Genomic DNA, 13,262 nt, shown 5'->3' on the forward strand with positions numbered 1-13,262 from the left:
CGGCCGAGGCCCGCACCCAGCAGTTCCTGTCCGCGGTGCGGCACGCCCTGTAGGGAAGATGTGGACGCACCCCAGCGGCACGTTCAGGTGCCCTCCGGCGTCCGGCAAACCTGCGAGGCGTGAGACGTACCCATCACCTCACCAGCCAGGATCGGCTACTGAGGGGACACTGCCTGTGACGTCCGCTTGTGACGGCGTTCCAGCGCCGCCCCTTCGACGTCGACGTTCGGGATGATGCGATCGAGCCAGCGTGGCAGCCACCACGCACCGGCCCCGGCGATGTGCATGAGGGCGGGCATGAGGAGCATGCGGACGACGAAGGCGTCGAACAGGATGCCTGCCGCCAGCCCGAGGCCGAAGGAGCGGATCATGGGCGAATCGGCGAAGACGAACCCGCCGAACACCGACACCATGATGAGTCCCGCGGCGATCACCACGGCGCGTCCCGCACGGAAGCCCTCGGCGACGGCATGCCGCGCGTCCGCACCGTGGACGTACGCCTCCCGCATACCCGTGGCCAGGAACAGCTGATAGTCCATGGCCAGCCCGAACAGGACGCCGACGAGGATGACCGGCAGGAAGTTCAGGATGGGCCCGGTCGAATGGATGCCGATGAGCGAGGCACCCCACCCCCACTGGAAGACCGCGACGACCACACCGTAGGTGGCGAACAGCGACAGGAGGAAGCCGCCGGTGGCGACGATCGGGACGAACAGCGAGCGGAAGACGACGATCATGATCAGCAGCGAGAGCCCGACGACGATCGGCAGGTAGACCGGGAGGATGTCGGCGAGTCGTTCGGAGATGTCGATGTTGGTCGCCGCCTGGCCGGCCACGCCGAGCGTGATCGATCCGTCGACGGGGGCGAGCCCACGCAGGTCGCGGACGACCGCCGCGGTGGTCTCGCTGTTGGGTCCCCCGTCGGGGATCACCTGGAAGGCGACCATCGTCCCGTCGGCGGCGACCGCGGCGGGAGCGGCCGCGACAACGCCGTCGATAGCGGTGATCGCGTCGGCCACGTCGAGTTCGGCGCGGACGAGGGCGTCCCCCTCGAGGGCCTCAGGGAACTGTGCGGTGACCAGCAGCGGTCCGTTGGCCCCCGCGCCGAACTCCTCCTCGGTGATGACGTAGGCACGCTGGGACAGCGAGCCGACGGGCTCGGACGAGCCGTCCGGCAGCCCGACCCGCATGGACAACGCCGGCGAGGCGACCACGAGGAGCCCGATAACGGCCGCCATGACCGTGATGATCGCCCGCCGCCAGGTGAGGACGCGAGCCGGCGCGATGTGCGCACCCACCGATCCCGGGGCCTGTTCGGCGACCGCCCTGAGGCGCCTGCCGAGCACCCGTTTCCCGGCGAGGCCGAGCAGGGCCGGCGTCAGCGTGATGGCGATGAGCACCGCCGCCACGACGGCCACCGCGCCCACGTTGCCCATGACCCCGAGGAAGGGGATGCGGGTGACGTTGAGCGCGAGCAGGGCGATCGCGACCGTCGAGCCCGCGAAGACCACCGCGTTGCCCGAGGTGCCGTTCGCCAGCCCGATCGACTCGTGCAGTTCGGCGCCCTCCACGAGCTGGGTGCGATGCCGGTTGATGATGAACAGTGAGTAGTCGATGCCGACGGCCAGCCCGAGCATGATGCCGAGCACCGGTGTGACCACGGCCATCGGGACGATCCCGGAGAACGCGAGCGAGCCGAGCACCCCGATCGCCACCCCGGTCAGCGCGGTGGCCAGCGGGATCAGCGCGCCCACGACGCTTCGCAGCATCACCAGGAGCACGATGAGGGCGACGACCACGCCGGTGACCTCACCGCCACCGATGATCTTCGGGACGCCCTGGGCGATCTCGGTCGAGATGCCGATCTCGACGCCGTCGACGGGTTCGCCGGTGAAGTGGTCGATCACGGCCTGCTTGGACTCGTCGGGAAGTTCCAGACGCGGCAGGTCGAAGGCGACGTTCACGACCGCCGTCGAGCCGTCCTCGGAGACGACACGGATCGGGTCGGCATGTGCCAGCAGTTGCGCGCCGTTCTCGAGCGTCCCGGCCTGGGTCTCGAGTTGTGTCAGCCCCGCGTCGATCTCCGCCTGGCCGGCGTCGAGGGCGGCCCCCTGCTGATCGAGCTGGGAAAGCTGCGCCTGCAACCCGGCGACGGTCTCCTGGGGGGCGCCCGCGGCCTGTGCCTGCTCGAGCGCCGCCGCGAGCTGTGCACGGCCCGCGTCCAGCTGCTGGCGTCCTGCGTCGAGCTGTTGCTGGGAGGCGTCGAGCTGGGCCCGGCCCTGCTCGATCTGCTGGCGTCCCGCCTCGATCGCCTGGGCCTGCTGTTCCCGCTCGTCCTCCGCGGCGAACGGGTCGACCACCTGCGCGACGTCGGGGAGGTCCTGGGCGCTCGCGACGCGGGCGGAGATCTCGGAGCGCTGCTCGTCGGTGAGCGGGGTGCCGTCGTCGGTGCGGAACACCACAGTGCCCGACGCACCGGCGAGATCGGGAAGTTCCTGCTGCAGGTCTTCGACGACGACCGACGACGGCAGGCCCGGGATGTCGAAGGAGTTCGTGAGCGTCCTGAACCCGAGCAGGAACCCCACACCCGCGAGCGCCACCACGACGACCCAGGAACTGATGACGATCCACGGCCTGCGGGAACACCCCTTGCCCAGGCGATACAGCAACTCTGCCATCCGATTCTCCCTCCGAGCGACCTCATGACGCACCGGGGCCTCCCGGGGGACGCACCGCGAGTCATCGTAATACGAACCGTTGCGTATCGCTAATAGCGGTATCCTCTAGGCATGATGGGTGGACGACGAGGCGCGCCCCGCAGCGAGGCGGCCCGGATCGCGATCCTCGAGGCGACCGCCTCCCGGTTCGCCGAGCACGGCTACGAGCACCTGACGATCGAGGGCATCGCCGCCCAGGCGGGAGTCGGCAAGCAGACCATCTATCGCTGGTGGAAGACGAAGACCGCGCTGGTCGCCGAATGCCTGCTGGAGGGGATGCTGCTGCCGGGCTCGTTCATCCCGCCCGACACGGGCGACCTCGGACGCGATCTCACCGGTTGGGTCGAGGGTGTGCTGCGCTTCATCGACGATCCGGACTCCGCCGAGCTCATGCACTCCCTCCTCGCCGCCGCGGCCACCGACGAGCAGATCGGCCGCATGCTCAGGGACGCGCTCGCCGGCGACTCGGCCCTGTCCACCCGGCTCGAGTCCGCCGCCGCGACGGGCGACCTGGCGCCGGGCACCCCCCTCCGCGAACTCGGGGACGCCCTGGTGGGCGGCCTCGTCCTGCGGGTGATCTGCCGCACACCGACCGACATGGGATCGGCCGCACGATTCGTCGGCGCCCTGCTCGGGCCGCAGCCGCATCGATCGGGAAAACCCTGACCGACGCACATCGACACGCCGAAGAAAACGCTTTCCACGGCCGGCCGAGCGCACTGGTGTGCTCGGATCAGGGCCGACGAGCGCCGCGCACACGTGCGGCACCCGGAGCGTCACGCCCGGTTCGACCACGCGTGTCGTCCGAGGCAACGAGGATGGTGTCATGCCCTTCGCGGACGAACTCATCGGCGCCGACGTCGCGCAGAACCTCTACCGGGCGATCCGGGCCGCCGCCCCCGACGCGGATCTGACCGAGCTCGCGGCCGCCGCGGACAGCCTGCCGCCGCTCTCGCTGCGGGAGCGGGCCGACCTGCTCCGGGACGCCCTGCTCGCAGGCCTCCCGGGTGGGTACGCGAGCCTCGCGCGGACGATCCGCTCGGCGGCGCGATCCTCAGGCTTCGAGGGGTGGCTCATCTGGCCCGTCACGAACGCGGTCGCGGTCAGGGCTGTCGAGGACGACACCCCTGAGGCGTTCGACGGCGCCATGGCGCTCCTGGCCGAGTTGACCGGCCGATTGACCTCCGAGTTCGCGATCCGCAGCCTGCTGCGTCACGACCTCGACCGCGCCATCGGCATCATCACGGACTGGACCGGTTCGGGCGACGCCGCCGTGCGTCGCCTGGCGTCGGAGGGCACGCGCCCGTACCTCCCGTGGGCCGTGCGCGTGCCGCAGCTCGCCGTCCGCCCTGGAGTGACGATCCCGCTACTGGACGCCCTCTACCGCGACGAGAGCGAACACGTCCGCCGCTCGGTGGCGAACCACCTCAACGACCTGAGCCGGGACGAAGCCGACCTCGTGGTCGAGACGGCCACGAGATGGCTGGCCGCCCCGGACACGAACACCGGGTGGGTCGTGCGCCACGGCCTGCGCACCCTCGTCAAACGGGGGCACCCGGGTGCCATGGCGCTGCTCGGCTTCGGCCCTGCGTCCCTCGACGTGGACGGGCCGGTGGTGGGGAACAACACCGTGCCGATCGGTGAGAGCATCCGTTTCCGTGCACGCATCCGCAATGCCGGTGACGAGCCGGCCAAACTCGCCATCGACTACGTCGTCCACCACATGAAGGCGAACGGTAGCCAGACGGGCAAAACCTTCAAGCTCACGACCCGCGTCCTGTCCCCCGGAGAAACGGCCGACATCGAGCGTGAGCATTCCTTCCGCGAGATCACCACCCGTCGCTACCATCCCGGCGCGCACGCGATCGAGTTGCTCGTCAACGGGGTGTCCGTGGGTCGGGCGGACTTCGAGTTGCTGGGCTGACGGCCGGGGGCGTGACGGCACCCGCAATGGGACGCCGACGCGAGCCTGCGAGACCCTGGCACCACGCGAGTCCCCGTATCGTCCTCGAAATGCGCCCGTCCGACGCACACACGCCACACGAAATACGGGGCCCGGACCTGCATCGCAGGTAGCCAGACCCCGTACATTGTCCGAGACATCACATGGCGGTGACGGAGGGATTTGAACCCTCGGTGGCTTGCACCACACTCGCTTTCGAGGCGAGCTCTTTCGGCCGCTCAGACACGTCACCGCCGTCCAGAGTACGGCATCCGCGGCGCTTGCTGCCAATCGGACGAGGCGGTCGGGCAACTGAAGGCGTGACAGATCCTCCACCAACTCCGGTGATGCGCCCGAGAACCGCCCTCTGGCTGACCGACCGAGCGTGACCGGCGGCAATTCGCGGAAGATCTGTCACGCCCACCGACGGACATCCGACCGGGATCAGTCGCGCCGTCGCTCGAAGAAGTCGCGCAACCCGGCCTCGGCCTCGGCGGCGAGTACCCCGCTCACCACCACCGGTCTGTGGACCAGACGCGGGTCGCGCAGCAGGTCCCAGTTGGACGCCACGGCCCCGGCCTTGGGATCGAAGGCTCCGAACACCACCCGAGCGATGCGCGCCGCCACGATCGCCCCCGCGCACATCACACACGGCTCCAGGGTCACGACCAGCGTGCACCCCTCCAACCGCCAGCCGTCGTCCAGCACACGGCACGCCTGCCGGATCGCGACGATCTCGGCGTGCGCGGTGGGGTCACCGGTGAGTTCCCGCTCGTTCCCTGCCGCCGCCAGCACGTCCCTCTCAGGGCTCAGGACGACCGCCCCGACGGGCACGTCGCCCTGCTCCCCCGCCCGCACGCCACGATCCAGCGCGAGGCGCATGGCATCGTCCCAGCGGCTCATGCGTCCGTCGCCCCGTGCCCGACCCCGCGTAGGCGCGGGATCAGTTGACCGCCCGGTCGAACTGGGGGCCGAACTTCATCAGTTCGACGATGCGCCGCACCAGTTGGTCCGAATCCTCGTCGAGGTCACCCGAGATGTTCTCGAGGTCGAGTTCGCTGACGCCCTGGTCGGCCAGCAGGGCGAAGTCGCCCAGCGGCTCGGAGTCGTCGTCCGGGTCGGGCACATCCATGCCCAGATAGTCGACGACATCCCGGGCGATCGGCCAGTCGCTGGCCGCGACCGAGTCGTTGAGCAGCACCTGCACCGTGCGACCGCGCACCCGGCACAGCACGAAGAACTCACCCGCTATCGAGACCAGCCCGACCGCGCCCGCATCGCCCGGCAACCGTCGCAGCTGATCGATCAGCTCATCGAGATCGTTGGCCAACTGCGGGGCGAGTTCGGTCGCTACCGGGGCGCCGTCCTCGCGGTACAGCGCGACGACGAAGTCGATCTCCTCGATGGTGGCGTCCTCGTAGTCGTCGTCATCATCGTCGTCCTCGTCATCTTCCTCGTCGAGGTCGTCGTCGTAGTCGTCGGGGACGACACCCCCGTCGAGTTCATCGTCGTCATCGAGGTCGTCGTCCAAATCCGAAGCTTCCTCGAGATCATCGTCATGGACGATCAACTCGTCATCTTCGCTCATGTCCTGGCTCCTCAATGTCACCCGGTCGACTGCACCACCCATGGTTGCAGATCCACCGAACACCCGACACCCCCGGGGCCAGTTTCGCCGGGTCGGCAACCGCCGGGGCACGCACTGTGCCAAGGTGTAGGGCGTGGAACTGAAGGTACTCGACCATCCATTGGTCGCTCACAAGCTCACCCACCTGCGCGATGAGAACACCAAGAGCCCGACTTTCCGTGCTCTGGTGGACGAATTGGTCACACTGCTGGCGTACGAGGCGACCCGCCACGTGCGCGTCCAGCCGGTCGAGATCACCACACCGGTGGCGCCAACCGTCGGAGTAGAGCTGGCCGACCCGAAGCCCATCGTCGTCCCGATCCTGCGTGCGGGTCTGGGCATGCTGAGCGGCATGACGCGGCTGGTGCCCACCGCCGAGGTCGGCTTCGTCGGAATGGTGCGGGACGAGGAGACCCTCGAGCCGTTCACCTACGCCGAACGCCTTCCTCGTGACCTGTCGGGGCGCCAGTGCTTCGTGCTCGACCCCATGCTGGCCACCGGCGGCTCCCTGGGCGGCTGCGTGAAGTTCCTCGCGGAGCGCAGGGCCAACGACGTGACCTGTCTGTGTCTGCTGGCCGCCCCCGAGGGCATCGAACGGTTCCGGCAACTCGTCGACGGGCTCAAGATCGAGACCACTCTCGTCGTCGCGGCGGTCGACGAACGCCTCAACGAGCACGGTTACATCATCCCGGGTCTGGGGGACGCGGGAGACCGGCTCTACGGGGTCATCGACTGATTCCGCCGACCTGATCGTGCCCACCCATCTGGCCCGCATGGTTGGGCACGGGTCGTAGGGGGGACGACCGCGCCCAACCATCGCGAACGGGTTCAGTTGTTGTCGAGCCAATCCGACCGGGTGTCACTGGAGTCCGACGAACTCGATGTCCGGCCCGAACGCCCGGACGAGGACGAGCGGGTGCTCTCGGACGCCCACTGCTGCGCGGTACGCGGGCTCTGCGCGTCGTCGAACCCGGCGATCGAGACACCACCGAGGGTGCCCAGCATCTGGCGCACGTTCGCCAGCTGTGCGGTGATCGAGTCGCGGCGGGCCGTGGCGGCCGCCACCTCGCGCTCCGCGTTCTGGCGAATGGTCTCGGCGCGGCTCTTGGCGTCCGCCAGCAGTTGGCTCGCCTTGTTCTGGGCTTCCCGGACGATCTGGTCGGCGCTCTGACGAGCCTCCTTCGTCGTCCGATCGGCTTCGGTGCGAGCGCTGCTCAGCCGCTCGTCGGCCAGGGCGACCTCGTGGGTCTTGCTGTCCAGTTCGGCGTTGAGCTTCGACAGGGCTTCCTCGCGACGCTCGGCCAGCGTCTGCTCGAAGTCTGCCGCGGCGGCAGCGGACTGGGCACGCTGGTTCTCGTAGAAGGCCTCGGCCTCTTCGCGGCGTGCGGTCGCCTCGGCCTCGGCCTCCTCCAGAAGGTTGTCGGCGCGCTGCTTGGCGTCCTCGATGGTGCGCGCGGCCTCGGTACGGGCCCGAGACATCGTGTCAGCGGCCTCACGCTCGGCCTCGGTGCGCTTGGTGGCGGCCTGCTTGTCAGCCTGGTCGATCAGCTGGTTGGCCTCCTCCTGCGCTTCTGCGCGCACGTCGTTGGCCTCGTCCTGCGCCAGGTTGAGCATCTTGCCGATGCGCTCGCCGAGGTTGGCGAACGACGGGGGGACGCCGGCCTCCTTCTCGGCTCGCTCATCGGCGAGGGTGCTCTCCAGCATCCGGACACGACCGCTCAGGTCGCTGATCTGCTGGCGCTGCTTGGTGCCTTCGACGTTCTTGGCGGCATTCTCGTCGTGTGCTCGGTTCAGCTCTGTCTGCAATCGTTCGAGATTGCTGCGCAGGCTGGCTACGGCCTGATCGACTTCGCTGGGCTCGTAGCCCTTTCGTACGAAGCGAAAGCCGGGTTCGGTCATTGATGCTCTCCTTGCATATGGGGGGACTGACCCTGAACTGTGGCGGACTGGGGGTCCGTTGGCGCGGGCCCGGAGACCGGGCCATTGCCATTCTGGACGATGGAGGGCCACCCACCGGCCTGGCCCCCTTGCTCATGGACGGACGGAGCAGGGGTGGCGGGCGATGAGGTGGGCACGGTGCCATCGGCTCCGGGTACGGGCATCGACAGCGCCTCGATGACGCCGGAGAGGTTGGCAAGCTCGTTGGTGATGTTGTCGCGCCTCTCGGCCAGCTTCGCCACCTCGGCACGGGCGCGTTCGAGCATGGCCTCGGCATCGGCTCGGACGCGGTCGGAGTCGCGGCGCGCGTCCCGCAGCAGGGCGACGGCCTCCTCGCGGGTGGCCCGTGTCGACTCGAACGTCTCCTTGCGCAACTGCTCCAGATCGGCGGCGGTGCGATCCCGGATGCGCTGGGCGCTCTGCTCGGCGTCCGCCAGGCGCGACTCGCCGCGCGAGATGAGGGCGTGGGCCTCGCGCTCGGCAGCCGCGAGCTGGTCGGCCGCGGACTGCTTCGCTTCCGCCAGCGTGCGTTCGGCGTCGGCCTGGGCAGCCCTCAACGTGGCCTCCGCGCGAGCGGCGGCCTCTTCGGACGTGGTGTGCGCGTCGGCGACCATCGCGCGGGAGGTGTGTGCCTGCTTGGCGATGACGACCTGCAGGTGCTGGTGAAGACGCTTGCTGTGCAGGTCGGCGGCACGCTGGGCCTGCTCGATCGTCTGCTGGGCCTCGGCCTGCGCCTGCGCGAGGAGTTGCTGGATCGTCTGGTTCGTCCAGTCGAGTTGCTGCTGCGCCTCGCCGGTGATCCTCTCGTACTCCGCCTGGGCGTCGGCGAGCCGCTGTTCGGCGTCCGCCGCCGCGGTCCTGACCTTGCGGTCGGCGGCGGCCTCGGCATCGGCGAACATCCGGTCGGCGTCCGCCCGGGTGGCCACGACGTGTTCGTCGGCCTGCCTGGCGACCTCCTGTGCCTCGGCCTGGGTGCGTTCCACGAGGGCGTTCAGCTCTGCCTCCGCCCGGAGCCGCCGATCGTCCAGTTCTTGGTCGCAGGCAGCCCGGTCTGCCACGATGCTCGCGCCGACCGCCTCGGCCTCCTGGCGTGCGGCCGACCGGATCTCGCTGGCCTCGGCGGTGGCCTTGACGATCGTCGCGGCCGCCTGGTTCTGGGCCTGCTCGGTGATGCGGTCGGCCTCCGCCATGGCGCGTTCCACCGCCTCGTTGGCCTGCTGTTCGGCGCTCGCGGTGATCTGGCTGGCCTGGGTGAGTGCCTCGTCCAGACGGGCGTCGGCGTCGGCGTGGGCGCCGTCGAGAAGCCGCTGGCACTCCTCCCGGTACTTGATGGCGAGTTGATGCTGGCGGGCGACCGCCGAGCGCACGCGTTCGATCTCGGCGGCAGCCTCGTCGGCCTCCTGCTTACGCTTCGCGGCGTAGCTGTCGGCCTCCTGCCGCATCTGGTCGGCGACCTCCTGGGCGACAGACAGGATCTGCGTCGCGCGACGATTGAGGTCGCTCTCCAACGCAAACTGGTCGTACCCCGCCATGGTCACAATCTTTGCACTCGGTTCCGAATTGTCCCAAGATCGAGCGGACTGATCCGCCCGGCCCATCGGGTCAGTAGTAATAGGGGAAGTCGGACCAGTTCGGCGGGCGCTTGTCGAGGAACGAGTCCCGACCCTCGCGGGCCTCATCGGTCATGTACGCCAGGCGCGTGGCCTCGCCCGCGAACAACTGCTGGCCCATCAGGCCGTCGTCGGCCAGGTTGAACGCGTACTTGAGCATCCGCTGTGCGGTGGGTGACTTGCCGCAGACCTTCGCGGCCCAGGCGAGTCCCTCGTCCTCCAGGTGCTCGTGCGGGACGACCTTGTTGACCATGCCCATGCGGTACGCGTCCTGAGCCGAGTACGTGTCACCCAGGAAGAAGATCTCGCGGGCGAACTTCTGCCCGACCTGCCGGGCGAGATAGGCCGAGCCATAGCCGCCGTCGAAGGACGCGACGTCCGCGTCCGTCTGCTTGAACCGGGCGTGCTCGGCCGAGGCGATCGTCAGGTCGCAGACGACGTGCAGGCTGTGGCCCCCGCCTGCCGCCCAGCCGCTGACCAGCGCTATCACGACCTTCGGCATGAACCGGATGAGGCGCTGCGCCTCGAGGATGTGCAACCTGCCCGCACGGGCCCGGTCGACGGTGTCTGCGGTCTCGCCCGCGGCGTACTGGTAGCCCGACTGCCCACGCACCCGCTGGTCACCACCGCTGCAGAACGCCCATCCGCCGTCGGTCGGGCTGGGCCCGTTGCCGGTGAGCAGGACGCAGCCGACGTCGCTCGTCTGGCGGGCATGCTCCAGCGCGAGCAACAGTTCGTCCACGGTGTGCGGACGAAATGCGTTGCGGACCTCGGGCCGGTCGAAACCGATCCGGACGGCGGGCACGTCGTGCGCCCGATGGTAGGTGATGTCCGTGAAGCCGAAGCCGGGCACTTCGTCCCACAGATCGGGGCGGAAGGGGTTGGCTGTCGTCGACTCGGGCATGGCGCAAAACTAGCCCAGCGCCGCCCGTCGCGTACAGCGGCGGGACGCGCCCTGAGCGGCGTCACTTGCGGGTGGCGTCCCGCACCTCTCCGACCAGTTCCTCCACGATGTCCTCCAGGAACAGCACCCCGGTGGTCGAGCCGCCGGGCGCGACCACGCGGGCGAGGTGCGCGCTACGAGCCCGGATGGTTGCGAACGCCTCTTCGAGGGCTGCGCCGTGCTCCACCACGGGCAGCTCGCGAAAGCGATCGGAGGGAATCGGCTCGTCCAGCACGCCCGCGTCACCGAGATCCAGCACGTCCTTCAGATGCAGGTAATGGGTGGGGACGCCATCGGCCGTCTCCAGCACATATCGGGAGTAACCCCGCTCGGCGACCGCCCGCTGCACGTCGCGCGGGGTGGGCCGCGCCGGAAGCGGGACGAGGTCGTCCAGGGGCACCTCGACGTCGGCGACATGCTTGCTGGTGAACTCCAGTGCCGCGGACAGGGCGCCTCTGTCGTCCACCAGGGTTCCCTCCCGGGTCGACTCCTCGACGATCACGGCCACCTGATCGATGGTGTAGGCGCTCGCCGCCTCGTCCCTGGGCTCCACCCGGAACACTCGCAGCATGTGGTTGGCGACCCAGTTGAGCATGCTGATCAACGGGGCCACGAGCCGGGACACCATGACCAGGGGAGGTGCCAGCACGAGGGCAGCGCGATCGGGCACGGAGAAGGCGATGTTCTTCGGCACCATCTCCCCGAACACGACGTGCAGGAACGTGACGAGTGCCAGCGCGACCACGAACGAGACCCCGGTGACCGCGGCGGGGCTGAGCCCGCCCCGGCCGAGGGCCCCCTCGATCAGGTGATGGATGGCCGGCTCCGACACGTTGAGGATCACCAGGGAGCAGACCGTGATCCCCAGCTGGCTGGCGGCGAGCATGCGCGTCGCATGCTCCATCGCCCACAACGTCGTCCGGGCGGCAGACCCGCCGGCCGCGGCACGGGGCTCGATCTGCGATCGGCGAGCGGAGATCACCGCGAACTCGGCGCCCACGAAGAACGCGTTGGCCGCGAGCAGGACGACCAGCCAGATCAGCCCGGGTAGATACTCACCCATCAGCGCGCCCTCTCCCCCACCACCGGCCCACGCGGGCATCGCCGCCTCGCGAATGCCGGGTCCGTGCTGACGTCCGAGGGCACGTAGCGCAGCCGGTCGATGCGCATGCCGCTCAATTCCTCGACCCGTAGCACGCCGCGGTCGACGGCCAGCTCCTCCCCGGCTTCGGGGATATGTCCCAGGCAGTCGAGGACGAAGCCCGCCACCGTCCCGTACTCGTCACCCTCGGGCACCCGGACAGCGGCGCGTTCCCACAGCTCGTCCGGCCGCAGCGAGCCGCTGAACACGATCGAGTCCTCCTCCACGACGATGTCGTCCCCGCGCGGATCGTGCTCGTCACTGACCTCGCCGAGGATCTCCTCGACCACGTCCTCCAGCGTCACGATGCCGGCGGTGCCGCCGTACTCGTCCAGGACGACGGCGATCTGGTAGCCGTCGGCTCGCAGCGCGTCGAGCACGGGTTCCACGCCGACCACGCCGGGCACGCGCAACGGCTCCGATATGAGCCCGGTCGCCGGCGTGCGCAGGCGCTGGTCGAACTCGACCGCGTAGGCCGACTTGACGTGAACCACACCGATGACGTCGTCGATACCGTCGCCGAGCACCGGGAAGCGCGAATGCCCGGTGCGTACCGATGCCGCGATCACGTCGGCGGCGCAGGCGTCCGCGTGCAGGGCCGACATCGGTACCCGCGGTGTCATCACCTCCGCGACGACGCGGTTCGGGAGGTTCAGGGTGTGGCTCAGCATGGCTGCCTCGTCACGGTCGAGCGTCCCTTCGGACGCCGACCGGCGGATCAGGAATCCGAGTTCCTCCGCGCTGCGGGCACCCGACAGTTCTTCCCGGGGCTCGATGCCGAGCGCGCGGATGACCCGGTTCGCCGACCCGTTGAGCAGCAGGACGACGGGTTTGAACACGAAGGTGAACGCCACCTGGAAGGGCGCCACCAGTCTCGCCGTCGCCAGTGGGACGGCCAGCGCGAAGTTCTTCGGGATCAGCTCGCCGAACATCATCGAGAACAGGGTCGCCAGGGCGATGGCCACACCCGCCCCCACGCCCGGGATCAACGCGTCCGGCACGCCGATCGCGGCCAGCGGTCCGCCCAGCAGGGAACTGATCGCGGGCTCGAAGGTGTACCCGGCCAGCAGGGTCGTCAATGTGATGCCCAGTTGGGCGGACGACAGGTGCGTCGACGTCGCCTTCAGCGCCCCGATCGTCAAGCCGAGGCGCGGTTCCCCACGCGAGCGTCTCCGCTCAAGGTCCGCCCGGTCGAGATTGACCAGGGCGAACTCCGAGGCCACGAACAGGCCGGTGCCGATCGTCAGCACCACTCCGGCGAGCAGGCCCCATAGTTCCGATGTCATCGCCCACCCCGGCCCGTCATCGCATGAGACGGCCACCACGGGGTGAGCCACGGACTAT

The 13,262-nt window shown here is 69.3% G+C and carries 11 protein-coding genes and 1 tRNA gene; 3 read left to right on the forward strand and 9 right to left on the reverse strand.

The window, feature by feature from the left end:
* Window positions 1-155: 155 nt before the first annotated feature.
* Window positions 156-2,678 (reverse strand): MMPL family transporter, encoded by a 2,523-nt coding sequence (locus FB473_RS15845; protein WP_167171139.1) that lies wholly within the window; start codon window positions 2,676-2,678, stop codon window positions 156-158.
* 111 nt (window positions 2,679-2,789) lie between these two features.
* Here FB473_RS15845 and FB473_RS15850 point away from each other — a divergent pair, with 111 nt between their 5' ends.
* Both FB473_RS15850 and FB473_RS15855 read left to right on the forward strand, forming a co-directional pair.
* Window positions 2,790-3,383, forward strand: a complete 594-nt coding sequence (locus tag FB473_RS15850) for a TetR/AcrR family transcriptional regulator (protein ID WP_167171142.1) — start codon at window positions 2,790-2,792, stop codon at window positions 3,381-3,383.
* Window positions 3,384-3,543: 160 nt separating this feature from the next.
* Window positions 3,544-4,641, forward strand: a complete 1,098-nt coding sequence (locus FB473_RS15855) for a DNA alkylation repair protein (RefSeq protein WP_167171145.1) — start codon at window positions 3,544-3,546, stop codon at window positions 4,639-4,641.
* A 183-nt stretch (window positions 4,642-4,824) separates the two neighbouring features.
* On the opposite strand, the gene FB473_RS15860 is transcribed toward FB473_RS15855, so the two are convergent.
* From FB473_RS15860 to FB473_RS15870, 3 genes are all read right to left on the reverse strand, one after another.
* Window positions 4,825-4,912 (reverse strand) — tRNA-Ser (locus tag FB473_RS15860).
* Window positions 4,913-5,103: 191 nt separating this feature from the next.
* Window positions 5,104-5,541 carry a nucleoside deaminase gene (locus FB473_RS15865; RefSeq protein WP_167171673.1) on the reverse strand — a complete coding sequence of 146 codons (438 nt, stop codon included), beginning with the start codon at window positions 5,539-5,541 and terminating at the stop codon, window positions 5,104-5,106.
* 61 nt (window positions 5,542-5,602) lie between these two features.
* Window positions 5,603-6,247 (reverse strand): tRNA adenosine deaminase-associated protein, encoded by a 645-nt coding sequence (locus FB473_RS15870; protein WP_167171148.1) that lies wholly within the window; start codon window positions 6,245-6,247, stop codon window positions 5,603-5,605.
* A 133-nt stretch (window positions 6,248-6,380) separates the two neighbouring features.
* Here FB473_RS15870 and upp point away from each other — a divergent pair, with 133 nt between their 5' ends.
* Window positions 6,381-7,022 (forward strand): uracil phosphoribosyltransferase, encoded by a 642-nt coding sequence (gene upp, locus FB473_RS15875; RefSeq protein ID WP_167171151.1) that lies wholly within the window; start codon window positions 6,381-6,383, stop codon window positions 7,020-7,022.
* A 92-nt stretch (window positions 7,023-7,114) separates the two neighbouring features.
* On the opposite strand, the gene FB473_RS15880 is transcribed toward upp, so the two are convergent.
* From FB473_RS15880 to FB473_RS15900, 5 genes are all read right to left on the reverse strand, one after another.
* Window positions 7,115-8,185: a coiled-coil domain-containing protein gene (locus tag FB473_RS15880; RefSeq protein WP_167171155.1), complete on the reverse strand. Its 1,071-nt coding sequence runs from the start codon at window positions 8,183-8,185 to the stop codon at window positions 7,115-7,117.
* Window positions 8,182-9,756 carry a hypothetical protein gene (locus FB473_RS15885; protein WP_167171158.1) on the reverse strand — a complete coding sequence of 525 codons (1,575 nt, stop codon included), beginning with the start codon at window positions 9,754-9,756 and terminating at the stop codon, window positions 8,182-8,184. The genes FB473_RS15880 and FB473_RS15885 overlap by 4 nt, the downstream gene beginning before the upstream one ends.
* Window positions 9,757-9,826: 70 nt before the next feature.
* Window positions 9,827-10,738: a 1,4-dihydroxy-2-naphthoyl-CoA synthase gene (locus FB473_RS15890; protein ID WP_167171161.1), complete on the reverse strand. Its 912-nt coding sequence runs from the start codon at window positions 10,736-10,738 to the stop codon at window positions 9,827-9,829.
* A gap of 61 nt (window positions 10,739-10,799) precedes the next feature.
* A complete protein-coding gene (locus FB473_RS15895; protein WP_167171164.1) occupies window positions 10,800-11,840 on the reverse strand; it encodes a hemolysin family protein in 1,041 nt (346 codons plus the stop codon).
* On the reverse strand, window positions 11,840-13,204 hold the full coding sequence (locus tag FB473_RS15900) for a hemolysin family protein (RefSeq protein WP_167171167.1): 1,365 nt from the start codon (window positions 13,202-13,204) through the stop codon (window positions 11,840-11,842). Before FB473_RS15900 ends, FB473_RS15895 begins: the two co-directional genes overlap by 1 nt.
* Between the last annotated feature and the right edge of the window lie 58 nt (window positions 13,205-13,262).

The organism is Brooklawnia cerclae (assembly GCF_011758645.1).
GTDB lineage: Bacteria > Actinomycetota > Actinomycetes > Propionibacteriales > Propionibacteriaceae > Brooklawnia > Brooklawnia cerclae.